The following is a 24,774-nucleotide window of genomic DNA, read 5'->3' as shown; positions in this document are numbered from 1 at the left end:
CGCCCCCACCGGGGACGTGCGCCCGCGCGCCGGTCGTTCCGCGTCCGCTCAGTCGTTGGGGACCACGGGGTAGCGCGGCTCCCGCTCGGCCATCTGCCGCAGCGCCTCCTTGCGCTCCCGCTTGGAGAGCCGGTCGATGTAGAGGTAGCCGTAGAGGTGGTCGGTCTCGTGCTGGAGGCAGCGCGCGAAGTAGCCGGTGCCCTGCACGGCGATCGGCTCGCCCTTGGCGTTCTGGCCGCGGACCACGGCGTAGTCGGGGCGGGCCAGCTCGGCGTACGCGCCGGGCACGGACAGGCAGCCCTCGTTGGAGTCGTCCAGCACCCGGCGCTCGGCGGGCAGCTCGTCCAGGACCGGGTTGCAGACCGCGCCGACGTGCCGGACGCCCTCGTCGTCCAGGCAGTCGTAGACGAAGACCTTCAGGTCCACACCGATCTGGTTGGCGGCCAGGCCCACGCCCTCGGCGGTGCGCTGGCTGGCGAACATGTCGTCGATCAGCTGGGCCAGGTTGTCGTCGAACTCCGTGACGTCCTTGCACTCCTTGTGGAGCACCGGGTTGCCGACCACGGTGATCGGGCGGGAGGTGCCGCGCTCCCGGTGGGCGCGCTCACGCTCCTCGCAGTCCTCGGTGTCGACGATGAACTCGACGCTCTCCTGCTGATCACTGTCCTGCTGGGCCATCTCCGCCGTACGCCTTCCTCAAAACCCCGATGGGACGTCGTACAGCCTACGGGGACGGCTCGGCGCTCAGCAGACCTCTTCCAGATCACGCCATTCCCGGGTGTCCGGGCTGTCCGCGACCCAGCCGTCGAGCAGCCCGCGGACCAGCCCGGCCGGCGCCGCGATACCGCATTCGCGCTCCGGCACCCACAGCGAGCCCGAGCCCGCGGTGCGGTGGCCCAGCGGGCCGGGGTGGCCCGGTTCGCTGTGGTCGTGCGGGTCCAGGTGCTCGCCGTCGCCCTCGTCGCTGGGCATCCGGCTCTCCGAGCACGTACGGCACAGCAGGCGGACGGAGGACGACCAGTCCTCGGCGGCGAAGCCGGCGTCGGCCGCCAGCCGCTCCAGGGCGTCCCGGTCGGTCTCCGTGGCGGCCTCCAGGAGCACCACCCAGGTGGGGACCGGGGAGGGCGCCCACAGCTCGATCTCGTCGAAGACCGGGTACGCCTGCCCGTCGGACGTGGTCCGCTCGCCGTGCGGGACGCCGTCGTGCAGCACGACCTCGCCCCAGCGGCGCCCGGAGGACGGCAGCGGGATCGACAGCACCTCGATGCGGGCCGGGTCCAGGCGGCGGCCCCAGACCACCTCGGCCTCGCCCTCCGGGGAGAGCCGGACCGCGGCGCTGCCCAGGGCCATCCCGACGGGTTCGCCGGACGGGGAGCCCTCACCGGGGACCTTCAGGCCGTACGCCTGCCAGGCGCGGCGGGCCAGCGGCCAGTCCTGGAGGGCGGTGGCGGCGATGCCGACGTTCCACCAGTCGGGCGCACCGGTCTCGCGGTCGAGCAGCGCCACCGCGCGCAGCCCGGCGGCCCGGGCCTGCTCCCAGTCGTGCCGGAACTTGTGCAGCAGCGCGAGGTTGAACCAGGACTCCGACAGCCACGGCTCCATGTCCGCGGCCCGGGTCAGCAGCGCCCCCGCGTCCTCGTAACGGCCGTCACCGATCAGCGTGAAAGCGCGGTCGGTCGCCTGCCGCCACGAGGCGGAGGGCCGGTGCCGTACCTTGCCGAAGATCCTCACGATTCCCGCCTGCTGGTTGCTCTCGATGCCGCTCGGTAGGTCTCCCGGGCGGCTCCCGGGGCCCTTCCGGGGGCCCACTCGACAACCTGCCACAGATTGCCGTCGGGCTCAGCCTGGTTTGCTGCTCCCCCTGCGGCTGATGCCCTTCACCGACCCCCTGAACCCCCTGGGACTCTCCTTGCAGGGGCTTCCTTCGCATCCAACCATGCCCGTCTCGAAGGGCGCTCATTACCCATGGGTTCTGGCACCTCGGGAGGAATTCCGCAAGTGGAGGGAACCAGGGGCGGCACGGGCCGGACCGCGGCGGCTGCGGTCCTTCTCACACCTCCCGGCCGCCGCGGGCCAGCACCCGGGCGAGCGCCTCGACGACGCGCGGCTGGTGGTCCTGCGCGGTGGCCAGCCGCAGCCGCTCCAGGGCGCGCAGCCGGCCGCCCGGCCCGCCGGCGCCGCCCGCCAGGTCGTCGTAGGCGTTGACGGTCCGGACGATACGTGCGGTGACCGGCTGGTCCCGGTACGGGTCGGCCTGCCGCTCGACGATCACCGCGACCTCGGCGGGCACCCCGGTCTGCCGGACAACGGCGCCGCCCAGCAGGGCGATCCGGCGCTGCTCGGCGGGCGGCAGCGGGGCGGTGGCCCCGTCCGGCACCGGGTCCAGGAGGGACAGCTGGCCGATGTCGTGCATCAGGGCGGCGTACTCCAGCACGTCCAAGTCCGGCTCGGTCAGGCCGAGTTCGCGGCCCACCGCGCGGCTGAGCGCGGCCACCCGGCGGGCGTGGCCGTGCGGGGTGTACCCGGCGATCTCGGTGGCGCGGGCCAGCGAGGCGATGGTCTGGCGGTAGGTGGTGCGCACCGCCGCGAACCGGCCGAAGGCGAACTGGGTCAGCAGCAGCGGCAGACAGAACACCGGCAGTGCCCACAGCCCGGCGACCGCGGTGGCGAGCGCGATCACCACGCCGGTGGCGCAGACGGCCGTGCCGATGCCGGGCAGCGCCCGCAACTCGTCGCGCAGCAGCGGCCCGTACGGCCAGCCGGTGCGGGCGTGCGCCAGGGTCGCGGCGAGCACGGCGTCACACAGCGTGGTCAGCGCCAGCAGGCCGATCAGGAAAAGCGGGTAAACCGGTCCGTTCGCGACCCAGCTGTGCAAGGTGCCGGTGTTGTAGAGGGGTTGGAAGCAGGTGGCGGCGAACCCGGTGGTCAGCACCCGGCGGGCGAGCCGGTCCGACGCCGTGCCGCGGCCGCGCGCGATCTGCGGGACGACACCGATCAGGCCGGCCGCCAGGACCACGGCCACGGTCTGCGCAACGCCGTGCGTCGTCGGCCGGCCGCCCGCCTCCCCGAGCAGTGCGTACGCCAGCGCCCCGGCCGCGCCCAGCGGGGCGGCCGCACGGTCGTCCGGCGCCCGCCCCGGTCCGGTGGCCGGCGCGGGGCCGCAGGCGGCCAGCTCGCCGACCGCGATCAGCAGCCCGAAGGCCAGCGCGATGCCCGGCTGGTCGAGCCCGGCCCACAGGGTGTGGCCGAGGGACCAGCAGGCCAGCGCGGCGGCGGCGGTGTGGACGGCGGCGACGACGGCGCGGCCTCCGGGCCGGCGGACGGGCGGCCACGGGCCGTCCGGCACGGCGGTGGGCCGGCCGTCGGCCGTCGGACGGCCGGTCCGCCGGGTATCCGGGGGTTCGCCACGGGCACCGCTCATCGCGGTCCACCGCCCCACCCGGCCCGTCCGGCGGCCCCGGGCACCGGCTCGGGCACCGTGCCGGCCGGCCGGTCACCGCGGTCTTCCGGACCGGGCCCCTCCGCGCCCCGGGCGTCAGCCGTACGGGCTTCCGCGCCCCCGGCGTCCGCGGTACGGGCGTCCGTGGCGCGGCTCTCCCCGGTACGGGCGTCCGTGGCGCGGCTCTCCGCCCGTTCAGGCGTGACGTTTCCGCTCCGGGCCGCGCCCGGTCCGTCGTCCGCCGCGGTCACCAGGTCGGGGTCCCAGCCGTACCGGTGCAGCGACGCCACCAGCGCCCGCACCATCCGCGGGTCGAACTGCTTACCGGCGCATTTGCGCAGCTCCGCGACGGCCACCGGCACCGGCCGGGCCCGGCGGTAGGACCGGGTGGAGGTCATCGCGTCGAAGGCGTCGGCCACCGCGACCACCCTGGCGAACTCCGGGATCTGGTGGCCGCGCAGACCGTACGGGTAGCCGCGGCCGTCCAGCCGCTCGTGGTGGTGCAGGATCGCCGCCCGCGCCTCCCCCAGGAACCCGATGCCGCGGACGATCTCGTGCCCGTACTCCGGGTGCAGCTCGATCACCCGGCGCTCCTCCGGGGTCAGCGGCCCGTCCTTGCGCAACAGCCGGGTGGGCACGCCGAGTTTGCCGACGTCGTGCAGGATGCCGGCGAACCGGAGCACCTCGGTCCGGTCCTCCGTCATGCCCAGCTCGCGGGCGATCATCACCGAGGCGCGGCCGACCCGTTCGCCGTGCCCCCGGGTGTAGCGGTCCTTGAGGTCCACGGCCTGGACGAGCGCCCGTATGGTGGCCTGGTGAGCGGCGCGTTCACGGTGGCAGCGGTCGAAGACCCAGCACGACAGGCACATCGGCAGCAGCACCAGCAGCGCCGCCGGCGGCCCGTACGAGCTGTGCCACAGGACGGCCATCATCAGCCCGGCCAAACCGTGCACGAGGTGCCGGGCCAGACCGCCGGCGAGCAGCCCGCGCCAGGCGGTGCGCACCGGGTGCCGTTCGGCGGCGATCAGGATGCCGCCGTCCAGCGCCGCGAGCACCGCGCAGAACACCGCCGCGGCGGCCACGGCCGGCAGCAGCAGGAGCGGGAACCGCGGGGCGGACAGCGCGGGATGGCCCAGGGCCCGGAAGACCGCGGCGGCCGCACAACAGGCGAGGGCCTGCTCGGCGGCGTGCCAGATCCGGCGGGCGGTGGCCGCCCGGGGCCGTACGGGGGCGAGCAGCGCCCCGGGGACGGCGGCCAGCGCGGCCAGGGCCGGCGGCAGCAGGAAGACCCCGGCGAGGACCAGGGGGCTGGTCCAGCCCGTTCCGCCGCCGGACCGCGTCCGGTCCGGCAGCCGGCGGCCCAGGAGCGGGCAGCGCGGGATCCGTTCGCCCAGTGCGTACAGGGCGGCGAGGGTGAGGGCGGTGCCCCAGGGGGCGCCGGGGTCCGGCCGTAATGCCGGAGCGGTGCACAGCGCGGCGGCCAGGGCCGTGCCGCCGATGTACCCCCGCGCGGCCGCCGGAAGTTCCCGCATCGCGCCCTCCTCACCCTGCCGCCGGCTCCGCCCCGCCCCGGGACGGGGACGGCCTTCGGCACGCCGCATCCGCAGCGCGCTCGGGTCGGTGAGAATAGAGGGGCCGGCGCGCCCGGGAAGGCGCATCAGCGGATCGGGCGGGAGGAATCGCCCCGCCCCTCACTCATTGGGGTGATGTGCCGCGGTCTTCGCCCCGCACGGCCGCGGTCCGTGTATCGCGGCGGGGAGTCGGTGGCCCGGAAGGCCCTGCCGGGCCCGGGCGTCAGGCGTCGGCGGTGCGGGAGTCGGCCGCCGTGCCGGAGTCGCCGCCGGCCTCCGCCTCACGCGCCTCCTGCTCCCGCTGGGCCTGTTCGTGCCGGGCCTGGTCCAGGACGCTCACCTCGGGCACGGCCTCGCCGGCCCGGATGAGGTCGATCCGGCCCAGGACCTTGGAGCGCAGGTCGCTGGGGACGTCGTCATGGCCGCAGCAGCGCTTGACGAGCTTCTTGACGGCCTGCTCCAGGCCGTACTTCTCCAGGCACGGGGAGCATTCGTCGAGGTGCACCTGGAATTCCGCGCACTCCCCTGCGGGCATCTCCCGGTCGAGATACTCGTAAAGGTGGTCAAGGACCTCTGAGCAGTCCTTCTCGTGCGGCTCTCCGCAGCTCATGATCCCGAGCCTTTCCGGTCGTGCGACTCCGACGTCCGCGCGGCCTGCGGATCCGCAGTGGCCGCACCCGCCGGAACCAGCCCGCGTTCGCGGGCGTAATCCTCCAGCATGCCGCGCAGTTGGCGCCGGCCGCGGTGCAGACGGGACATCACCGTGCCGATGGGTGTCCCCATGATGTCCGCGATCTCCTTGTACGCAAACCCCTCGACGTCGGCGAGGTAGACCGCGATGCGGAATTCCTCCGGGATCGCCTGCAGGGCGGCCTTCACGTCGGAGTCGGGGAGGTGGTCCAGCGCCTGGGACTCGGCGGAGCGCAGCCCCGTCGACATGTGCGACTCGGCACGCGCCAGCTGCCAGTCCTCGATCTCCTCCGCGGCGCTGCGCTGCGGCTCGCGCTGCTTCTTGCGGTAGGAGTTGATGAAGGTGTTCGTCAGGATGCGGTACAGCCACGCCTTGAGGTTGGTGCCCTCGCGGAACTGGTGGAACGACGCGTACGCCTTGGCGTACGTCTCCTGGACAAGGTCCTCCGCGTCGGCCGGATTGCGCGTCATGCGCAGGGCGGCGGAGTACATCTGGTCCAGGAAGGTGAGCGCGTCCCGCTCGAAGCGCGCATTGCGCTCGGCCGCACCCTCCTGCCGGCGGTCGGACATCTCCTCGGCCGAGCCGTCGGTCCCTGCGTCGGTACCGGTGACCGGACCCACCTCCTCCAACACCGTCACGGATCCTGAAGCGGACCCACTCGATTCGGAGAATAGACGACGATCCGGTGCCGCCGCCGCTCCGGCCAGGGTGGGCTCTCCCACCTGCATCTGCGACCACGGCAGGTCGGCGGCCGGGCGGGCCGGGCAAGCGATTCCCATGCGGCGGACTCCCATTCCTCGTGCTTCGCTGTACGTACGCGCGTCCGTACGAAAGCCACAACAGCCGCCCCGGCCCGGGCATTCCCGCTCCGTGCGATCTTCTTCCGGAGGTTTTGCCGCCCACGGGTTGACAAATGGGGTTGCCGGTTCGGCAATGGAACCGTGGACGATGACACTGCGGGCACCCCGTCGGACCGGATGGCCGGCGCCCCGGCGGCCGGCGCCTCCCCCGACCGCGCCCCAACGGCACCGGACCAGGCGTACGACCGGGTCCTCGCCGAGGTGGGGCCCCGGCTGCGGCGGATCCGGCAGGAGCGCGGGGTGACCCTGGCCGCGCTGTCCGAGGCGACCGGCATCTCGGTGAGCACCCTCTCGCGCCTGGAGTCCGGCGGCCGCAAGGCCACCCTCGAACTGCTGCTGCCGCTGGCCCGGGCGCACCAGGTGCCGCTGGACGAGCTGGTGGGCGCGCCGGAGGTGGGCGACCCCCGGATCCGCGCGGTGCCGCAGCGGCGCGGCCGTATGACGGTGGTGCCGCTGACCCGTCAGCCGGGGGTGCTCCAGGCGTTCAAGCTGGTGATCGATCCCGTCGCCGGCCCACCGGAGCCGCGGACGCACGAGGGCTACGAGTGGCTGTACGTACTGTCCGGGCGGCTGCGGCTGCTGCTGGCCGACCGTGACGTGGTGCTGCGGGCCGGGGAGGCGGCGGAGTTCGACACCCGGCTGCCGCACTGGTTCGGGGCCGCGGACGGCACGCCGGTGGAGGTGCTGAGCCTCTTCGGGCGGCAGGGCGAGCGGATGCACGTCCGGGCCCGGCCGCGCGGGCAGGGCGACTGAGTCCGGAGACTCCCCCCCCGCCCGGGCACTCACCGGGGACGCGGGGCCGCTCCCGGCTCCCGGCTCCCGGCTCCCGGCTCCCGGCTCCCGGCTCCCGGCTCCCGGCTCCCGGCCGTAGGCTCTCAGCTCCCCGTCGGGCCTCCGTCGAGGCTCAGCCGAAGAGCCCGTCCAGCCAGGCGAGTACGGCGTCGCTGATCCGGGCCATCGTCGCGGCCTCGTCGACGCCCGCCTTCTTCGGGACCGCGAACCCGTGGTCGCCGTACGGCACTTCGGCGAGCTCCGTGCCCGGCGGGAACTCCTCGGGCCGGCCGAACGGGTCCCGGCCGCCCTGCACCACCAGCGTCGGCACCCCGGCGCCGGTCAGCTCGTCCACCCGGGACTTCTCCGGCCTGCCCGGTGGGTGCAGCGGGAAGCTCAGCGCCAGTACGGCCTCGGCGCCCAGGTCGCGGGCCGTACGGCAGGCCACCCGGGCGCCCGCGCTCCGGCCGCCGGCGACCACCGGCAGTCCCGGCTTCTCCAGCGCGGGCCACAGCGCCGTCCACGCCGCGTCCAGGGTCTTCGGCGCGGGCGCCACCTTCTTGCCGGCCACCCGCCACGGCTGCTCGACCAGCGCCACGGGGTAGCCGCGGGCCGGCAGCGCGGCCGCCAGGGCCCGCAGGTCACGCGCCTCGATGCCGCCGCCGGCGCCGTGGCTCACCGCCACCACGGCCCGTGCCGGCGTCGCCTCGCGGAACCACGTGATCCGGGCCTCGCCCGCCGGCGTCCCGACCGTCTCGGTCTCCTTCGCCCCTGTGCTCATACGCCCATCCTGCCCGCGCCCGGGCGCGAACGGCACCGCCCCACGCCCGTCGGACGGCCGCCGGCCCGGGCATGACCGGGTGCGCACCGGCTCAGAACAGCGTGCCGACCTCCGGCCCGTCGAGCTCGGTGAGCAACTCGGGCCCGTTGTTGCGGACGTTGCTGACGTCGGTCGGTACGGGATGGGCGCGCAACAGGCCGGGCGGCGGGGGCGCCAGCAGCTCCCGCAGCTCGTCGGGGTCCGTGCGGTCCGGGTCGAGCCAGGCGTCCCAGCGGTCGGGGGGCAGCACCAGCGGCATCCTGGGGTGGATCTCGGCCAGCGTCTGGGGGCCGGCGCCGCCGTCCGCCCCGGCCAGCGGGGTGGTCTCGGCGGCGGTGGTGACGACCGTGCAGGTCACCCACCAGGCCATCGGGTGGTCGCCGGGGAGCGTGCGGTCCCGCCAGAACTCGTACAGCCCGGCCATCGCCATCACGGAGCCGTCCGCGGGCGTCACGAAATAGGGCTGCTTGCGGGGCCGCTTCTTCCGGCCCTGCTCCTCCAGTTCCCGCTCGGCCGCTTCGGTGACCCACTCGAAGTAGCCGTCACCGGGGAGCAGACAGCGCCGGGTCGCGAAGGCCCGCCGGAACGACGGCTTCTCGTGGACCGTTTCCGACCGCGCATTGATCATTCGTGCCGCGCCGTCGGGTGATTTCGACCACGACGGGACCAGCCCCCACTTCAGCGGCCGCAGCTGGCGCACCGGCCCGTCGGGAGCGCCCTCACCTTTGAGGGGACGCTCCAGCACCGCGTGCACGGTGGCCGTCGGCGCCACGTTCCAACTGGGCGCCAGCGTCTCCTCGGGCTCCCACTGCTGCACCCCGAACAGGCCGACCAGGTCCTCGGGGCGACGACTCGCTGCATACCTCCCGCACATGCATGCCACACTGCCATGCCACACGAAGGGGAGACATGGAGACCGACCACCTCACCGACATATGGGGCCGGGTCACCGGGTCCCAGCCCGCCCCGTCGCTCTGGCTGGTGATCGCCACGGCGGTGCTCGCCCTGGGCGCCGTCGTCCCGCACACCGCGTGGCGGCTGTCGCGCAATGCGATCACCATCGCGCACGAAGGCGGGCACGGCCTGATCGCGCTGGTCACGGGGCGCCGGCTGGACGGCATCCGGCTGCACTCCGACACCTCGGGCCTGACGGTTTCCCGTGGCAAGCCGACCGGTCTCGGCATGGTGCTGACCGCGGCGGCCGGTTACGTGGCACCGTCCCTGCTCGGTCTGGCCGGCGCCGCCCTGCTGGCGGCCGGGCACATCACGGCGCTGTTGTGGGGCGCGACCGCCCTGCTGCTGGCGATGCTGGTCATGATCCGCAACGCCTACGGCGTGCTCACCGTCGTCCTGGCCGGTGCCGCGTTCCTGCTGGTCTCCTGGCTCACCACCCCGGACGTACAGGCCGGGTTCGGGTACGCGGCGGTGTGGTTCCTGCTGCTGGGCGGGGTGCGGCCGCCCTTCGAGCTGATGGGCAAGCGGCGCCGGGGCGGGGCAGTGGACTCCGACCCGGACCAGCTGGCGCGGCTGACCCACGTACCGGCGGCGCTGTGGCTCGGCCTCTTCCACGTGGTGACGCTGTGCTCCCTGATGGGCGGCGGGCGCTGGCTGCTCGGCCTGTGACGTCATCGGCGGGCCCCGGCCGTCAACGGCGGCACGCCCGGTACTCCCGCCCGGTATGTCCGCAGCGCCCCGTTCGACCGCCGTGCGCGGTCCGTACGTCCGCCCGCTCCGCACTTCCGGCACGCGCGCGCACTACCAGTGCCATGTTTCGGATGGGTTGCGCCACTTTTGATCAAGATCGGCACCCTTGCCCAGCCATTAAAGTAAGGGCATGACCGAGAGCCCCGCACATCCCGCCCTGTGGCCCGCCCCCGTCGCCCCCGGGGCCGTCGATGCAACCGTCACCGTGCCCGGCTCCAAATCGGTCACCAACCGCGGCCTGGTGCTGGCCGCCCTCTCCTCCGAGCCCGGCTGGCTGCGCCGCCCGCTGCGCTCCCGTGACACCCTCCTGATGGCCGAGGCGCTGCGCACCATGGGCGTCGGCATCGAGGAGACCGCCTCCTCCAGCTCCGCCGGTTCCGCGGGCGTCGTGGACCAGCCCGGCGGCGGCGAGGCCTGGCGGATCATCCCGGCCGGTCTGCACGGCCCGGCCACCGTCGACGTCGGCAATGCCGGAACGGTCATGCGCTTCCTGCCGCCGGTCGCCGCGCTCGCCGACGGCCCGGTCCGCTTCGACGGCGACCCCCGCTCCTACGAGCGCCCGCTCGGCGGCGTCATCGACGCGCTGCGCTCCCTCGGCGCCCGGATCGACGACGACAACCGCAGCGCGCTCCCGATGACGGTCTTCGGCAGCGGCGCCCTGGAGGGCGGCGCGGTGGAGATCGACGCCTCCTCGTCCTCGCAGTTCGTCAGCGCCCTGCTGCTGTCCGCGCCGCGCTTCAACCAGGGCGTCGAGGTCCGGCACGTCGGCGCGGCGCTGCCGTCGATGCCGCACATCCGGATGACCGTCGACATGCTGCGCAGCGTCGGCGCGCAGGTGGACACCCCGGAGGCGGGCGGCGAGCCCAACGTCTGGCGGGTCACCCCGGGCGCACTGCTCGGCCGCGACCTGGTCGTCGAGCCCGATCTGTCCAACGCCCAGCCCTTCCTGGCCGCCGCCCTGGTCACCGGCGGGCGGGTCACCATCCCGGACTGGCCCGAGCACACCACCCAGCCCGGTGACGCGCTGCGTGAGATCTTCACCACCATGGGCGGCTCCTGCGAGCTGACCGACCAGGGCCTGACCTTCACCGGCAGCGGCCGCATCCACGGCATCGACGTCGACCTGAGCGAGGTCGGCGAGCTGACCCCCGGCATCGCCGCGGTCGCCGCGCTCGCCGACTCCCCCTCCACGCTGCGCGGCGTGGCCCATCTGCGGCTGCACGAGACCGACCGGCTGGCCGCGCTCACCAAGGAGCTCAACGAGCTCGGCGGCGACGTCACCGAGACCGCGGACGGGCTGCACATCCGGCCGCGCCCGCTGCACGGCGGGATCTTCCACACCTACGAGGACCACCGGCTGGCCACCGCCGCCGCGGTCATCGGCCTCGCCGTCGAGGGCGTGGAGGTGGAGAACGTCGCCACCACGGCCAAGACCCTGCCCGACTTCCCCGCCCTGTGGACGGACATGCTCGCCGCGTCGCCCGGCCCGGCCCGGAGAGCCTGAGGGGTCCGGCCGCCATGCGCCGCTACGGCAAGAACCCCGATGAGGACGACGTCCGCGTCCGCCCCAACCGCAAGGGCAACCGGCCCCGTACGAACATCCGCCCCAAGCACGAGGACGCCGCCGAGGGCCTGGTCCTGACCGTCGACCGGGGCCGGCTGACCTGCCTCATCGAGGGCCGTACGGTCACCGCGATGAAGGCCCGCGAACTGGGCCGCAAGAGCGCGGTGGTCGGCGACCGGGTCGCCGTCGTCGGCGATCTGAGCGGCGCCAAGGACACCCTCGCCCGGATCGTCCGGGTCGAGCCGCGCACCTCCACGCTGCGCCGGACGGCCGACGACGACGACCCGTTCGAGCGGGTGGTGGTCGCCAACGCCGACCAGCTCGCGATCGTCACCGCGCTCGCCGACCCGGAACCGCGCCCCCGGCTCATCGACCGCTGTCTGGTCGCCGCCTACGACGCGGGCCTGGACCCGCTGCTGGTGCTGACCAAGTCCGACCTGGCGTCGGCCGACGCGCTGCTGGAGTCGTACGGCACGCTCGGCGTCCCCGCCATCGTCACCAACCGCGACGAACTCGCCGACGGCAGCGCCGCCGAGCAGGTCCGCGAGTCGCTCAAGGGCCGGATGACGGCGTTCGTCGGGCACTCCGGCGTGGGCAAGACGACCCTGGTCAACGCGCTGGTCCCGGAGCGCCGCCGGGCCACCGGCAACGTCAACGCGGTCACCGGCCGCGGCCGGCACACCACCACCTCCGCGCTGGCGCTGCCGCTGCCCGGTGACGCGGGCTGGGTCATCGACACCCCCGGCGTCCGCTCCTTCGGACTGGCGCACATCGACCCCTCCCGGGTCATCCACGCCTTCCCCGACCTGGAGCCGGGCACCGTCGACTGCCCGCGCGCCTGTAGTCACGACGAGCCGGACTGCGCCCTGGACGAGTGGGTCGCCGGCGGGCACGCCGACCCGGCCCGGCTGTATTCGCTGCGCCGGCTGCTGGCCACCCGTGAACGACGCGAGGGCGACTGATCTCCCGGAGTTCGCTGCCGACCGCCCGGGACAACTGCATAATCACACCAAGGCTGGCGCATGGTCACCGGCCGCTGACCGCCGGGCGGGGCCCCAGAGGAGTGAGGCTGCGGTCCCGTCGTCACTCATCCGGCTGACGGAGGCAATGGGACATGGCGTGGCTGCTGGTCGTGGTGGCGGGGCTGCTGGAGACCGGCTTCGCCGTCTGCCTGAAGCTCTCGCACGGTTTCACCCGCCTGCTGCCGACCATCGCCTTCGCATCCTTCGCGCTCGCCAGCTTCGGGCTGCTGACCCTGGCCCTGCGCAAGCTCGACGTGGGTCCGGCGTACGCGGTGTGGACCGGCCTCGGCGCGGCCGGGACCGCGGTCTACGGCATGGTCTTCCTCGGTGACGTGGTCTCCACCCTGAAGATCGTCTCGATCACGCTGGTCATCGTGGGCATCGTCGGCCTCCAACTGTCGGGCGGGGCGCACTGATCCGGCTGCCGTGACGGATCGTCAGCCCCGGCCGGCCGCGGCCCGTGCGCCGTCCCCGGCCGGCCGCCCGAACGCCCCCCGTACGAGCCGCGACACCGCCTCGGCCTCCTGGTCCCGCCGCGCCCGCTGGGCCGGTACGCGTCCCGGCGGTGCCGCCCCCGGGGGAGCCGGGGCGGGCGGGGCCACCACACAGGACAGCGTCAGCCGCGCCGCGGTCTCGCAGGCGGTGCCCAGGGCGGGCAGTTCCTCCGCGGGCCAGTCGGGCTCCAGCGCGGCGACCGCCTGGGCGCAGAACCGGCCGACCAGCTCGGCGGGCGCCGGGCCGGCGGACGGCGAAGGGGCCGGCAGCCACTCGCCCCAGCAGCCCGTCAGTGCCGCCCTGACCAGGGGGTTCGCCCGTGCGGTGCGCAGCGTCCAGGCGGCCGCCGCGACCATCCGGGCGGCCGCGTCACGGCGGGCGCCGGCCCTCCCGGTGCCGCCCCGGGCGAGCGCCCTGGCGACCCCGGCGAGGTAGTTGTCGGTCTCCCGGCGCACCAGGGCCCGGGCGAGCCCCTCCTTGCTGCCGAATTCGTTGTAGAGCGTCTGCCGGGACACCCCGGCCGCGGCCGCCACCTCGACCATCCGGATGTCGGACCAGGCCCGGGCGGTCAGCGCCGTATAGGCGGCGTCCAGCAAGGACTCACGCGCTGCGGGCATCCGTCGCCTCCCCGGCCGCCGGCCCAGGTGGCCGGTTTGCGCACAGAATTGAGGCGGCGTCAGGGGCTGTCAAGGGGCGTCACAGCGTCCTCGTCCGCGCGTCCCGTGACCGGTGCGCCGCCGGGGCCCGAGGGGACGCGGCCGGGTCCGCGCCCGCCGGACGGAGGGCGACACACGCCCGCCGGGCATGGCCGTGTGGCCAGCAGGTATACCAATGGATACTGTTCGCACATGCCCGACTATCACGATGATCTTCGCCTGGGCCACGTCCTCGCCGACGCCGCGGACGCCGCCACCATGGAGCGCTTCAAGGCGCTCGACCTGAAGGTCGAGACCAAACCGGACATGACGCCGGTGAGCGAGGCCGACAAGGCCGCCGAGGAGCTCATCCGCGGCCAGCTCCAGCGGGCCCGGCCGCGGGACGCCGTGCTCGGCGAGGAGTTCGGCAGCGAGGGCGCCGGACCGCGCCGCTGGATCATCGATCCGATCGACGGCACCAAGAACTACGTCCGCGGCGTCCCGGTGTGGGCGACGCTGATCGCGCTGATGGAGCGCGGCGAGGGCGGTGACCGCCCGGTGGTCGGCATCGTCTCCGCGCCGGCGCTCAACCGCCGCTGGTGGGCCGCGGAGGGCCTCGGGGCGTTCACCGGCCGCAGCCTGACCTCCGCGACCCGGCTGCAGGTGTCGAAGGTCGGCCGCATCCAGGACGCGTCGTTCGCGTACTCCTCGCTCACGGGCTGGGAGGAGCGCGGCAAGCTGTCCGGGTTCCTCGACCTGAGCCGGGACTGCTGGCGCACCCGGGCGTACGGCGACTTCTGGCCGTACATGCTGGTCGCCGAGGGTGCGGTGGACATCTGCGCGGAGCCGGAGCTGTCGCTGTGGGACATGGCGGCCTGCGCGGTGGTGGTCAACGAGGCCGGCGGGCGGTTCACCGGCCTGGACGGCAAGCCGGGTCCGCACAGCGGCAATGCCGCGGCCTCCAACGGTCTGCTGCACGAGGACCTGCTGAGCTACCTCGGCGACGCCGGCCACTGAATCCGCCGGGGGCCTCCGGTTTTCTGCCGGCCTTTGCCGCCGTATCCCGCGCTGACCTGTGACGCAGCGCCGCCAGGGGCAGGTGTTCGGACATCCGTCCAGCACTTGCCCCTTGTTACCGCGCGCGACGGCATGTGAACATGAGAATCCGCAAGTTTGTGAACTTGTGAATTCGTTCGCAAGGCGCATTCACCAAGGAGGTGGCTCCACTCCATGCCCATGTACGTCAAAGACGCCATGAGCACGGTGGTCCTCACCATCGGGCCCGCCCACACCCTCCGTCAGGCGGCCCAGCTGATGGCGGCCCGCCGCATCGGCTCGGCCGTCGTCCTCGACAGCGACCACAGCGGCATCGGCATCCTGACCGAACGCGACATCCTCAACTCCCTCGGCGCGGGCGAGAATCCCGACCGGGAAACCGTGCAGGCCCACACCACCCCGGACGTGGTCTTCGCCGCGCCGGACTGGACCCTCGACGACGCCGCGGACGCCATGGTGCGCGGCGGCTTCCGCCATCTGATCGTGCTGAACGACCACGGCCCGGTCGGCGTGGTCTCCGTCCGCGACATCATCCGCTGCTGGTCGACCGCCGGGGCACGGGCCGGCGCCGTCCCGGCCTGACCCCTCGTCAGCTGCCCTGGGTGAAGCGCCGGGCCCCTGGAGCCGGGCGCACGAAGAGGCCGGAGCCCCATGGCGTCCGGCCTCTTCGGCTGTTACGGCAAGCAGCCTCCGAGCTGCCCCGAGGGGCCGTTCGGTGATCAGCCGCGCAGGGCCTGGACCGCGGCCTCCAGCCGCTTGCCGTAGTCCGCGTCCGCCGAGCGGAAGTTCTCGATCGCCCGCTGGGCGATGTCGTCGCGGGAGACCTTGGCGAGGAAGCCCGCCAGGTTGTTGATCAGGCGCTCCTTCTCGTCCTCCGACATCAGGCGGTAGAGGTTGCCGGCCTGGACGAAGTCGTCGTCCTCGGCGTGCGAGGGCGCCGCGTGCTCACCGGTGGAGCCGGTGACCGGGGCCGGCTGCCACAGCGGCCGACCGGTCTGCGCCGGACCGCCGAAGCTGTTGGGCTCGTAGTTCTTCTGCCGGCCGTGGCGGCCGTCGTAGAGCGCGCCGTCCCGGCCGTGACTGCGTGCCTCGGTGGCGTGCGGGCGGTTGACCGGGAGGTGGTCGGCGTTGATACCGACGCGGTAGCGGTGCGCGTCGCCGTACGCGAAGAGCCGGCCCTGGAGCATCTTGTCGGGGGACGGGCCGATGCCCGGCACGAAGTGGTGCGGGGAGAATATCGACTGCTCGACCTCGGCGAAGATGTTCTCCGGGTTGCGGTTGAGCTCCAACTTGCCGATCTCGACGACCGGGTAATCCGCGTGCGGCCACACCTTGGTCAGGTCGAACGGGTTGAAGCGGTAGTGCGCGGCCTCGGCGGCGGGCATGATCTGCACCCCGACCGTCCAGGTCGGGAACTCGCCGCGCTCGATCGACTCGCGCAGGTCCCGCTGGTGGCTGTCCGGGTCCTCACCGGCGAGCTTGTTGGCCTCGGCCTGGGTGAGGTTCTTGATGCCCTGGTCGGTCTTGAAGTGGTACTTGACCCAGAAGACCTCACCGGCGGCGTTGTTCCACTGGAAGGTGTGCGAGCCGAAGCCGTCCATGTGGCGGTACGAGGCCGGGATGCCGCGGTCACCGAACAGCCAGGTCACCTGGTGGGTGGACTCCGGGCTCAGACCCCAGAAGTCCCAGACGTTGTCCGCCTCCTGCGAGCCGGTGTACGGGTCGCGCTTCTGGGTGTGGATGAAGTCGGGGAACTTGATGGCGTCCTTGATGAAGAAGACCGGGGTGTTGTTCCCGACGAGGTCGTAATTCCCCTCCTCCGTATAGAACTTCACCGCGAAGCCACGGGGGTCACGCACCGCGTCGGCCGCGCCGAGGTTGCCCGCGACGGTGGAGAACCGGAGGAAGACCTCGGTCTGCTTGCCGATCCCGGAGAGGAACGCGGCGCGGGTGTACTCCGTCACGTCGGCGGTGACCGTGAACGTGCCGTACGCGCCGGCGCCGCGGGCGTGCACGATGCGCTCCGGGATGCGCTCGCGGTTGAAGTGCGCGAGCTTCTCGATCAGGAGCTGGTCCTGGATGAGGCCGGGGCCGCCGATGCCCGCCGTCTCGCTGTTCTGGTTGTCCGCGACCGGAGCGCCGGCCTCCGTGGTCAGCGGTCCGGTGGTGCTCTCTACCGACACGTGCGCCTCCTGAAAAGTCTCTCCACCTGCCCTGGGCTTGCGCCGTACTCGATCCTACATTGGACAATGTCTAAGTCAAGAAGAACCCGAAACTCGTACCCGATCCGGCGATGGACGGCCGCTGGTACGCTGGCACTATCTGACTGATAGGTGATTGGCATGAGTGACCTGCTGGAACGACTCCGGGGACGCGGCTGGCGGCTGACCGCGCAGCGACGCGTCGTCGCCGAGGTCCTCAACGGGGACCACGTCCACTACACCGCCGACGAGGTGCACGCCCTGGCGGCCGACCGACTCCCCGAGATCTCCCGCGCCACGGTGTACAACACCCTCGGCGAGCTGGTCTCGCTCGGCGAGGTCATCGAGGTGAGCACGGACGGCCGCGCCAAGCGCTACGACCCCAACGCCCACCACGACCACCAGCACCTGATCTGCTCGCAGTGCGGCACGATCCGTGACGTGCACGTCCAGGGCGACCCGCTCACCGCGCTCCCCGAGCCGGAGCGGTACGGCTTCCAGGTCTCCGAGGTCACCGTGACCTACCGGGGCATCTGCCCCCACTGCAGCGGCACCTCGTCCTGACCCGCCGCGGTCACCGGCCCGCCCGGTGACCGCCCGGCACCCGCCCCGCCGGGCGGGCGCGCGGACCACGCGGACCGCCGGGCGCCTACGCATACGACGAAGGCCCGGATTCCTGGGAATCCGGGCCTTCGTCCTTCAGTAGCGGGGACAGGATTTGAACCTGCGACCTCTGGGTTATGAGCCCAGCGAGCTACCGAGCTGCTCCACCCCGCGTCGTTGTGCCCTTACTGTAACCCCCTCCCGACGACCGGTGCAAATTCCTTTCACCAGGCCGTCCGCACCGGTCCACCGGCCCGTCGCTACGCCGTCAGCTCGTCCTGCAGCGCCGTACGCAACCGCGCGGCCCGCTCGGCGACCTCCGGCGGGCCCATCTCGACGGCGTGCGCGCACCAGCGCTGCGCCTCGGCGAGCGCCCCGCGGCGGGCCGCGAGCAGCGCCAGCCGCAGCGCGGCCCGGCCGTGTCCGGCCTCGGCCGCCCGCTGCCACCACAGGGCCGCCTCGGGCAGGCTCCCCTCACGGGCCAGCAGCAGCCCGAGGTTGAAGGCGCCGTTCCGGCTGCCCGCCTCGGCCGCCGTGCGGTACCAGTCGGCGGCCTCGACCAGGTCCCCCCGGGCCGCCGCGAACATGCCCATCCGCACCTGGGCGCGGCGGTGCCCCTGGCGGGCGGCCCGCTCGTACCACTGCATGCTCTCGTCCTCGGCCGTGCGGTCGCCGTCCGTCTGCCCCGCGCCGGCCGCCGAGGCCTGCCGGTCGAGCAGGTCGGCGAGCCGGAAGGCGGCCTCCGCGCTGCCGCCGCCGGCCGCACAGCGCAGATTGCGCTCGGCGTCCTGCAGCCGGCCCTCCCGCAGCTGCACGATGGCCACCTGCAGCGCCGCGTCGGTGTGCCCGGCCGCGGCCGCCCGCTCGTACCAGGTGTGCGCGGTCCGGTCGTCGCCGCGGCTGGCGTAGAGGATGCCGAGGTTGAAGGCGGCGTCCACGCTGCCGGTCTCGGCCGCCTTGGAGAACCACGGCTCGGCCCCCGAGGCGTCGCCGCGCTGCAGCAGCAGGATCGCCAGCGCGTTGGCGGCCTCGCGGTGCCCGGCGTAGGCGGCCCGGCGGTACCACTGCTCGCCGCGGCCCGGACGGCCCTGCTCGGCGCAGAGCAGCCCGATGTTGTAGGCGCCGTTGACGTCCCCGGCGTCCAGGGCGACGCGGTACCAGCGCTCGGCGGTCTGCAGTTCGCCGCGGTCGGCGTGCAGCGCGCCCAGCGCGTTGGCGGCGTTGCCGTCGCCGTCCTGGGCGGCCCGACGCCACCATTCCGCGGCGCTCTCCTCGTCACCGGCGTCGCGCAGCAGGTAGCCCAGCGCACAGGCGGCGCGCGCCTCACCGTCCTTGGCGGCGGACAGGTACCAGCGGCCCGCCTCCTGGATGTCGCCGCGGTCCTCCAGGAGCACGCCGAGCTGCAGCGCGGCCCTGCGGTGGCCGCGGGCGGCGGCCTGGCGGTACCACTGCTCGGCCTCCTCCTGCTGCGTCAGCTCGCCGTACGCGGGCACCGCGCGGCGGTCGGTGTCGCGGCCGTCCTCGATGAGCCGGGCGAGGCGGTACGCGGCCTCGCGGTGGCCGCGCTCGGCGGCGGCCCGGAACCAGCGCTCGGCGCCACCGTCACCGCGGTGTTCGAGCAGGTCGGCGAGGGCGTACGCACCCAGGCAGTGGCCGGACTCGGCGGACTGGCGCAGCCAGTACTCGGCGGCCGGCTCGTCGCCGCGCTCGCGGTAGTGGCGGCCGAGGGCGTGCGCGGCGGCGGCGGAACCGGCGACGGCGGCGATCCGCCACCAGCCGGCCGCCTCGTCGGCGTAACCGCGCTGGTGGAGCAGGACACCGAGGTTGTTGGCCGCGGCGCGGTCGCCGGTGGCGGCCGCGGACCGCAGATGCGGCTCGGCGCCGTCGAGGTCACCGCGGCGCAGCAGCATCGCGCCCAGGGCGCTCATCGCGGCGGGGTCGCCCGCCTCGGCGGCCCGGCGGTGACCGGACTCGCTCACGGCATCGGACGCCTCGGCGGCCTCCGCGGCCTCCATCGCGTCCATCTGCAGCTCGGATGCGCGCCCGTCGTCGGGCGCAGGTACAAACCGGTCCGTGTCCAACAACCTTGCCTTGTCCCCCATAAGACCCATCGTCGCATCACCTGTAACCCGCGTACACCTGGTATACCGCAGCCAGTGAGGTCACTTCAGCGGTTTGTCGACTTCCCGACACGACGACATGTCAAACTCAAGCACACAGGTTCCCCACAGAGGCCGTGCGACCCGGCTTTCTTTCCGGATCGGCATGAACACATGACGAAGGCCCGGATCCTTGAGGATCCAGGCCTTCGACCTTCAGTAGCGGGGACAGGATTTGAACCTGCGACCTCTGGGTTATGAGCCCAGCGAGCTACCGAGCTGCTCCACCCCGCGTCGTTGTGCCGTCAATCTATCACGATCCCGCACGGCCGCCGCACGGCCCCTGAAACGGCGCGGCCCCGCGCCAACCGGTGCGTACCGGTTGCCGCGGGGCCCGTGCTCCGCCGGGAGGTCAGCTGCCCGGCTTGCCGGCCTTCTGGGCGGCCTTGGCGGCCCGGTCCAGCGCCGCCTTGAGCTTCTTCTTCGCCTCGTCGTACCCGGCCAGGTCGCGCCGCCCGAGGGCCTTCTCGCCCTCCTCGTACGCCTTCTCGGCGTCGGACAGCGCCTGCTGCACGCTCTGGTCGGCCGGCGGCTGCTTGCCCGTCTCGCCGCCCGGCGGGTTCTCCGTTCCGGAGCTGGCCGCCTTCTTGCCGAAGACCACGTCCAGCGCGTCCTTCAGGGAGTCCTCCAGGACCGGCTTGTTGTCGCCGTAGCTCACCAACACCTTCTTCAGCAACGGGTAGTTGGTGTTGGCACCGCGCAGGTACACCGGTTCGACGTAGAGCAGTCCGCCGTCCAGGGGCACGGTCAGCAGATTGCCGTACTCGATCTCCGAGTCGCCGAACTTCTTGAGGATGTTGAGCTCGTTGGCGATGACCGGATCGGAGTTGAACTTCGACTGCACCAGCTGCGGGCCGGGCACCGGGGTCTCCGACGGCAGCTTCAGCAGTCTGATCCGGCCGTAGTCACCGCTGGTCGCATTGGCGTCGACCGCCATGAACGCGCCCAGGTTCTCCCGCTTGTTGGGCGTGAAGGTGGTCGTCAGCGAGAAGGACCGGTCCTTCTGGTCCGGCATCTTCATGCTCAGGTAGTACGGCGGTACCGCGTTGCCCGACTTGGTGGTCGGGTCGCTGGGGATCTGCCAGCGCTCGGAGCCGGTGTAGAACGTGCCCGGGTCCGTGACGTGGTACGTGGTCAGCAGCTGGCGCTGCACCTTGAACAGGTCCTGCGGGTAGCGCAGGTGCTCCTTCAGCGACGGGCTGATCGCGCTCTTCTTCTCGACCGTGCCGGGGAAGGCCTTCATCCAGGTCTTGAGGACCGGGTCCTTCTCGTCCCACTGGTAGAGCTTGACCGACCCGTCGTAGGCGTCCACCGTCGCCTTGACGGAGTTGCGGATGTAGTTGACCTGGTTCTGCTGGGCCACCACCGCCCGCTGGCCGTCGGTGAGCGAATCGGCCGTGGTGTCCCCGAGCGTGGTGCGCGAGGCGTACGGGTAACCGTTGCTGGTGGTGTAGGCGTCCACGATCCACTTGATCCGGCCGTCGATGACCGCCGGATAGGCGTCGCCGTCGATGGTCAGCCACGGGGCCACGGACTCGACGCGCTCCTTCGGCGTGCGGTTGTACAGGATCCGCGAGCCGTCGCCGATCGCGCCGGAGTAGAGGATCTGCGGCTCCCCGAAGGCCACGGCGTAGGCCGCGCGGTTGACCGGGTTGGCGAGGCTGACGCCGCTGCCGCCCCGGTAGCTGTAGCTCTTCTCACCGCCGTTCTCGGAGTAGTCCAGCTCCTTCTGCGGTCCGCCGACGATGGAGTACTGCGTGGTCTTCTCGCCGTAGTACACCCGCTGCTGGTACGGCTTCGCGCTCAGCTGCCCCTTGGCGGGCAGGTCGGACTCGGTGTACTTGGGGCCGCCGCCCTCGGCGGTCTCGGTCCCCTTGGCGGCGACCGCGCCGTAGCCGTGGGTGTACTTGAAGTGGTCGTTGATCCAGTTGCGCTCGGGGATGCCGGCGAGGTTCAGCTCGCGCAGACCGATGACGGTGTCCTGCTCGGCGCCGTCCTCGTCCTTGTACCGGTCGACGTCGAGCGTGGAGGGGAACTGGTAGTACCCCTTGACCTGCTGCTGTTGCTGGAAGGCCGGCGAGACCACGTTCGGGTCGAGCAGCCGCATGCTGGCGGTGGCGTCGGCGTCGTCGCGCAGCCGCTGGCTGTCCTCCTTGCTGCTGGGCTTGTCATCGCCCTTGTACGGCGTGACCTCCGAGTCCTGGATGTCGTACGCGTCCCGGGTCGCCTTGATGTTCTGCTTGATGTACGGCGCTTCCTTGGCCTGCTCATTGGGCTGGACCTGGAACTTCTGCACGATCGCCGGATACAGCCCGCCGATCAGGATCGCGGAGAGCACCATCAGACCGAAGCCGATCACCGGCAGCTGCCACGTACGCCGCCACAGCGTCGCGAAGAACAGCACCGCGCAGATCGCCGCGATGAAGAACAGGATGGTCTTCGCCGGGAGATAGGCGTTGGCGTCGACGTAGCGCAGACCCGTCCAGTTGTCGGCCGACTTCAGGCCGCTGGACTTCACCGCGAGGCCGTACCGGTCCAGCCAGTACGCGATGGCCTTGAGCGACACGAAGATGCCCAGCAGCACCGACAGATGGCCGGTGGCGGCGGCGGTCGCCCGCGAGCCGGGGCTGGTCAGCCGCAGCCCGCCGTAGAGGTAGTGCGTCAGCGCCGCGGCGACCAGGGACAGCACCGCGGCGGCGAAGCCGAAGCTCAACAGGAAGCGGTACCACGGCAGATCGAACGCGTAGAACGCGACGTCCATGCCGAACTGCGGGTCCTTCGTGCCGAACGGCACGCCGTTGACCCACTGCAGCCACGTCTGCCACTCACCGGACGCGGACGCTCCGGCGATCAGGCCGACCACGGCCGCGATCGCGATCAGCGCCCACTTCTTGAAGGGCGCGACGCCCATGCGGTAGCGGTCCAGGCTCTGCTGCTCCATGGACATCGCGCTGAGCGGCGGGCGCAGCCGGTGCGCCAGCCAGATGTTGACGCCGACGGCCACCGCCATCACGACGCCGAAGGCGAAGAACAGACCGATCTTGGTCCACAGGGTCGTGGTGAAGACCGAGGAGTAATGGACCGAGCGGTACCAGAGCCAGTCGGTCCAGAACCCCGCGAACATCACGAAGAGCATGGCCAGCACGGCCAGTACGCCCAAGGTCATGAGCAGGGTCCGGACCCGCCGCGACGGTCGGCCGACTCTGATCCGTGGCCCGGACGGGCCTCCGCCGCGGTCCGGCATCTGGAAAGCCAAGGTGCGCACCTCGAAGTTTCGCTGTCGTGTGGAGCAGGCCCGGCGATAGTAGGACCCATCGATGCAACTTACGAAGGCTTTACCCGGTTCCCGATTTCGGGGGTGGACAAGGCACGATGTTGAGCATGACTGACATCCCCGGCTCTCCCGCTGCCGGCACGCCCCTCGCCGCCGACCCTCTGACCCGCGCGGTACTCGAGATCGACGAGTACAGCGCCGGGCTCGGCTGGGACCAGCCCGCCCGACTGTTCGCCCTCGTCGACACCGCCAAGCTGCGGGCGCAGGAGCCCTCGCTCGCCGAGCAGCTCGGCATCGACGACTCCACCACCGCTTCCCTGACCCCCGTGGAGCAGGACGAGATCCCCGCGGACGTGCCGCTGGACGAGTTCCTCGCCACCATCGCCTGGCCGGACGCCGTCACCGGCTGCGCGCTGACCGTGGAACGGCTGATGCTGCCGCCGTCCGCCGAGGACTCCGAGCCCGAGGGCATGGACGAGGCGCAGCTCGCCAAGTGGGTCGCCGGGCACCCGGACCGCGAGGAGGTCCGGATGACGGTGGCCGTGCTGCGCGACGGCCGGCGCGAGTCCGCGCTGCGGCTGCGCGCGAAGGACTCCGCTGCCGAGGTGCTCACCGGCTCGGCGCTGGTGCCCGGCCTGGCCGACGCGCTCGCCGCGACCTTCGAGGGCTGACCCGGCGGGCGGCCGGGGGCGTGAAGCCTACGACCGGCCTGCCGGGCCGCAGCTCGGCAGGCCGGCGGTGTCGCCCTTGCTGATCTTCTGCAGTGCCTTGACGGCGTCGCCTATCGTGCCGACCTTGACCAGGCGCAGGCCGGCCGGTATGTCCTTGGCGGCGGTGGCGCAGTTGTCCTTGGGCGTCAGGAAGAACTCCGCGCCCTGGTCGCGGGCGCCGACCGTCTTCATCGAGATCCCGCCGATCGGGCCGACCTTGCCGTTGTCGTCGATCGTGCCCGTACCGGCCACGAACCGGCCGCCGGTGATGTTGCCCGGCGTGAGCTTGTCGACGATGCCCAGCGCGAACATCAGCCCGGCGCTCGGCCCGCCCACGTCGGCCAGCTTGACGTCGATGGGGAACGGGAAGACGTGGTCGACGCCGGGCGCGATGCCCACGATGGCCCGGCCGTTGTCCGCCTTCTGGGTCGGGACGGTGATCTGCCGGGTGGCCGCCGCGGGCTTCTTGCCCTGCTTCTCCGCCGCGGCCGCGTCCTTGGCCGGGATGATCGTGAAGACGACCTTCTCGCCCGGCTTGTGCTGGGTGACGAGCTTGGCGACGTCGCCGGCCTGCTTGACCTCGGTGCCGTCCACGGCCTTGATCACGTCGCCGGCGTGCAGCCGCCCGTCGGCCGGCCTGCCCTTGCTGACGGAGGCGACCACGGTCTGGGTGGCGACCGGGATGTGCAGCTGCTGGAGCGCGGCGGTCTTGGCGCTCTCCTGGGACTGGGTGAACTCCTCGGCGTTCTCCTGGTCGGCCTGCTCGGCCGTCTGTCCCTCGGGGTAGAGCGTCTTGTGCGGGACCACGGCGTTGTCGTGGTCGAGCCAGCCGTAGACCGCCTCGAGGAGGTTCATCCGGTAGTCGGGGCCGGTGACGCGGACCGTGGTCATGTTGAGGTGACCGGTCGCCGGGTACGTCTTGCGTCCGGAGATCTGCAGCACCGGTTCGCCGTTGTGCTCACCGAGCGTGTTGACCGTCGGGCCGGGCGACATCTCGGAATACGGCACGGGGATCAGCACTCCCGCGCAGAGCAGCGCGATCAACATCAAGATCGAGGCGAGCAGCGTCGCGGTGCGGCGTGGCATGGAACGACAGTACGGGACGAGTATGACAACCGGCCCGCGGGGCCGTCCGTACGAGGTCGAACGCGCGACCGTATCCAGGAGCCCCGCCCACGGCGGCACTTGCTACTGCGTAC

General features: G+C 72.6%; 22 protein-coding genes and 2 tRNA genes. 9 read left to right on the top strand and 15 right to left on the bottom strand.

Going from position 1 to position 24,774, the window contains the following annotated elements:
- Positions 1-48 precede the first annotated feature (48 nt).
- The 6 genes from def to ACFV1J_RS27805 all read right to left on the bottom strand — a co-directional run bounded on the left by def (position 49) and on the right by ACFV1J_RS27805 (position 6,321).
- On the bottom strand, positions 49-678 hold the full coding sequence (gene def / locus ACFV1J_RS27830) for a peptide deformylase (protein ID WP_385862487.1): 630 nt from the start codon (positions 676-678) through the stop codon (positions 49-51).
- A 66-nt stretch (positions 679-744) separates the two neighbouring features.
- A complete protein-coding gene (locus tag ACFV1J_RS27825; protein ID WP_385862485.1) occupies positions 745-1,731 on the bottom strand; it encodes a tetratricopeptide repeat protein in 987 nt (328 codons plus the stop codon).
- 319 nt (positions 1,732-2,050) lie between these two features.
- Positions 2,051-3,421, bottom strand: coding sequence for an HD-GYP domain-containing protein (locus ACFV1J_RS27820; RefSeq protein WP_385862483.1), 1,371 nt, complete (start codon positions 3,419-3,421; stop codon positions 2,051-2,053).
- On the bottom strand, positions 3,418-4,971 hold the full coding sequence (locus ACFV1J_RS27815) for an HD-GYP domain-containing protein (protein WP_385862482.1): 1,554 nt from the start codon (positions 4,969-4,971) through the stop codon (positions 3,418-3,420). The genes ACFV1J_RS27820 and ACFV1J_RS27815 overlap by 4 nt, the downstream gene beginning before the upstream one ends.
- Positions 4,972-5,233: 262 nt before the next feature.
- Positions 5,234-5,620 (bottom strand): mycothiol system anti-sigma-R factor, encoded by a 387-nt coding sequence (gene rsrA / locus ACFV1J_RS27810; protein WP_385862480.1) that lies wholly within the window; start codon positions 5,618-5,620, stop codon positions 5,234-5,236.
- A complete protein-coding gene (locus tag ACFV1J_RS27805; RefSeq protein ID WP_385862501.1) occupies positions 5,617-6,321 on the bottom strand; it encodes a sigma-70 family RNA polymerase sigma factor in 705 nt (234 codons plus the stop codon). Before ACFV1J_RS27805 ends, rsrA begins: the two co-directional genes overlap by 4 nt.
- Positions 6,322-6,678: 357 nt before the next feature.
- Here ACFV1J_RS27805 and ACFV1J_RS27800 point away from each other — a divergent pair, with 357 nt between their 5' ends.
- Positions 6,679-7,314: a helix-turn-helix domain-containing protein gene (locus ACFV1J_RS27800; RefSeq protein WP_385862499.1), complete on the top strand. Its 636-nt coding sequence runs from the start codon at positions 6,679-6,681 to the stop codon at positions 7,312-7,314.
- 151 nt (positions 7,315-7,465) lie between these two features.
- On the opposite strand, the gene ACFV1J_RS27795 is transcribed toward ACFV1J_RS27800, so the two are convergent.
- Together ACFV1J_RS27795 and ACFV1J_RS27790 are read right to left on the bottom strand one after the other, a co-directional pair.
- Positions 7,466-8,113 (bottom strand): alpha/beta family hydrolase, encoded by a 648-nt coding sequence (locus tag ACFV1J_RS27795; RefSeq protein ID WP_385862478.1) that lies wholly within the window; start codon positions 8,111-8,113, stop codon positions 7,466-7,468.
- 91 nt (positions 8,114-8,204) lie between these two features.
- Positions 8,205-9,026, bottom strand: a complete 822-nt coding sequence (locus ACFV1J_RS27790) for an SOS response-associated peptidase (protein ID WP_385862476.1) — start codon at positions 9,024-9,026, stop codon at positions 8,205-8,207.
- A 35-nt stretch (positions 9,027-9,061) separates the two neighbouring features.
- On the opposite strand from ACFV1J_RS27790, the gene ACFV1J_RS27785 reads away from it, so the two are divergent.
- The 4 genes from ACFV1J_RS27785 to ACFV1J_RS27770 all read left to right on the top strand — a co-directional run bounded on the left by ACFV1J_RS27785 (position 9,062) and on the right by ACFV1J_RS27770 (position 12,858).
- Positions 9,062-9,775, top strand: coding sequence for a M50 family metallopeptidase (locus ACFV1J_RS27785; RefSeq protein ID WP_385862474.1), 714 nt, complete (start codon positions 9,062-9,064; stop codon positions 9,773-9,775).
- A gap of 211 nt (positions 9,776-9,986) precedes the next feature.
- Entirely contained in the window at positions 9,987-11,360 is a 1,374-nt protein-coding gene (aroA, locus tag ACFV1J_RS27780) for a 3-phosphoshikimate 1-carboxyvinyltransferase (RefSeq protein ID WP_385862472.1), read from the top strand.
- Positions 11,361-11,374: 14 nt separating this feature from the next.
- Positions 11,375-12,382 carry a ribosome small subunit-dependent GTPase A gene (gene rsgA / locus ACFV1J_RS27775; RefSeq protein ID WP_385862470.1) on the top strand — a complete coding sequence of 336 codons (1,008 nt, stop codon included), beginning with the start codon at positions 11,375-11,377 and terminating at the stop codon, positions 12,380-12,382.
- 152 nt (positions 12,383-12,534) lie between these two features.
- Positions 12,535-12,858 (top strand): DMT family transporter, encoded by a 324-nt coding sequence (locus ACFV1J_RS27770; protein ID WP_385862468.1) that lies wholly within the window; start codon positions 12,535-12,537, stop codon positions 12,856-12,858.
- Positions 12,859-12,879: 21 nt separating this feature from the next.
- Here the strand turns inward: ACFV1J_RS27770 and ACFV1J_RS27765 are convergent, their stop codons facing one another.
- Positions 12,880-13,554, bottom strand: a complete 675-nt coding sequence (locus ACFV1J_RS27765) for a TetR/AcrR family transcriptional regulator (RefSeq protein WP_385862466.1) — start codon at positions 13,552-13,554, stop codon at positions 12,880-12,882.
- A gap of 231 nt (positions 13,555-13,785) precedes the next feature.
- Here ACFV1J_RS27765 and hisN point away from each other — a divergent pair, with 231 nt between their 5' ends.
- On the top strand, positions 13,786-14,589 hold the full coding sequence (hisN, locus tag ACFV1J_RS27760) for a histidinol-phosphatase (RefSeq protein ID WP_385862464.1): 804 nt from the start codon (positions 13,786-13,788) through the stop codon (positions 14,587-14,589).
- 219 nt (positions 14,590-14,808) lie between these two features.
- Complete coding sequence (locus tag ACFV1J_RS27755; RefSeq protein ID WP_385862497.1) at positions 14,809-15,210, top strand: cyclic nucleotide-binding/CBS domain-containing protein; 402 nt, start codon at positions 14,809-14,811, stop codon at positions 15,208-15,210.
- A 137-nt stretch (positions 15,211-15,347) separates the two neighbouring features.
- Here ACFV1J_RS27755 and ACFV1J_RS27750 read toward each other — a convergent pair whose 3' ends face one another.
- Entirely contained in the window at positions 15,348-16,811 is a 1,464-nt protein-coding gene (locus ACFV1J_RS27750; protein WP_385862462.1) for a catalase, read from the bottom strand.
- 159 nt (positions 16,812-16,970) lie between these two features.
- On the opposite strand from ACFV1J_RS27750, the gene ACFV1J_RS27745 reads away from it, so the two are divergent.
- Positions 16,971-17,393 carry a Fur family transcriptional regulator gene (locus ACFV1J_RS27745; protein ID WP_385862460.1) on the top strand — a complete coding sequence of 141 codons (423 nt, stop codon included), beginning with the start codon at positions 16,971-16,973 and terminating at the stop codon, positions 17,391-17,393.
- 139 nt (positions 17,394-17,532) lie between these two features.
- Here the strand turns inward: ACFV1J_RS27745 and ACFV1J_RS27740 are convergent.
- The 4 genes from ACFV1J_RS27740 to ACFV1J_RS27725 all read right to left on the bottom strand — a co-directional run bounded on the left by ACFV1J_RS27740 (position 17,533) and on the right by ACFV1J_RS27725 (position 22,835).
- Positions 17,533-17,606: transfer RNA gene (locus ACFV1J_RS27740), tRNA-Met, on the bottom strand.
- Between the two features lie 86 nt (positions 17,607-17,692).
- Positions 17,693-19,534, bottom strand: a complete 1,842-nt coding sequence (locus ACFV1J_RS27735; RefSeq protein WP_385862457.1) for a tetratricopeptide repeat protein — start codon at positions 19,532-19,534, stop codon at positions 17,693-17,695.
- 217 nt (positions 19,535-19,751) lie between these two features.
- A tRNA-Met gene (locus ACFV1J_RS27730) sits at positions 19,752-19,825 on the bottom strand.
- A 118-nt stretch (positions 19,826-19,943) separates the two neighbouring features.
- Positions 19,944-22,835: a UPF0182 family protein gene (locus ACFV1J_RS27725; RefSeq protein ID WP_385862495.1), complete on the bottom strand. Its 2,892-nt coding sequence runs from the start codon at positions 22,833-22,835 to the stop codon at positions 19,944-19,946.
- A gap of 128 nt (positions 22,836-22,963) precedes the next feature.
- Here ACFV1J_RS27725 and ACFV1J_RS27720 point away from each other — a divergent pair, with 128 nt between their 5' ends.
- Positions 22,964-23,536: a PPA1309 family protein gene (locus ACFV1J_RS27720; RefSeq protein WP_385862455.1), complete on the top strand. Its 573-nt coding sequence runs from the start codon at positions 22,964-22,966 to the stop codon at positions 23,534-23,536.
- 27 nt (positions 23,537-23,563) lie between these two features.
- Here the strand turns inward: ACFV1J_RS27720 and ACFV1J_RS27715 are convergent, their stop codons facing one another.
- Entirely contained in the window at positions 23,564-24,661 is a 1,098-nt protein-coding gene (locus tag ACFV1J_RS27715; protein WP_385862453.1) for a PDZ domain-containing protein, read from the bottom strand.
- Positions 24,662-24,774: the final 113 nt, after the last annotated feature.

The organism is Streptomyces sp. NPDC059649, from assembly GCF_042734445.1.
Taxonomy (GTDB): domain Bacteria; phylum Actinomycetota; class Actinomycetes; order Streptomycetales; family Streptomycetaceae; genus Streptomyces.
The sequence above is the reverse complement of the archived record's forward strand: the minus strand, read 5'-3'. Positions and strand labels throughout refer to the sequence as shown.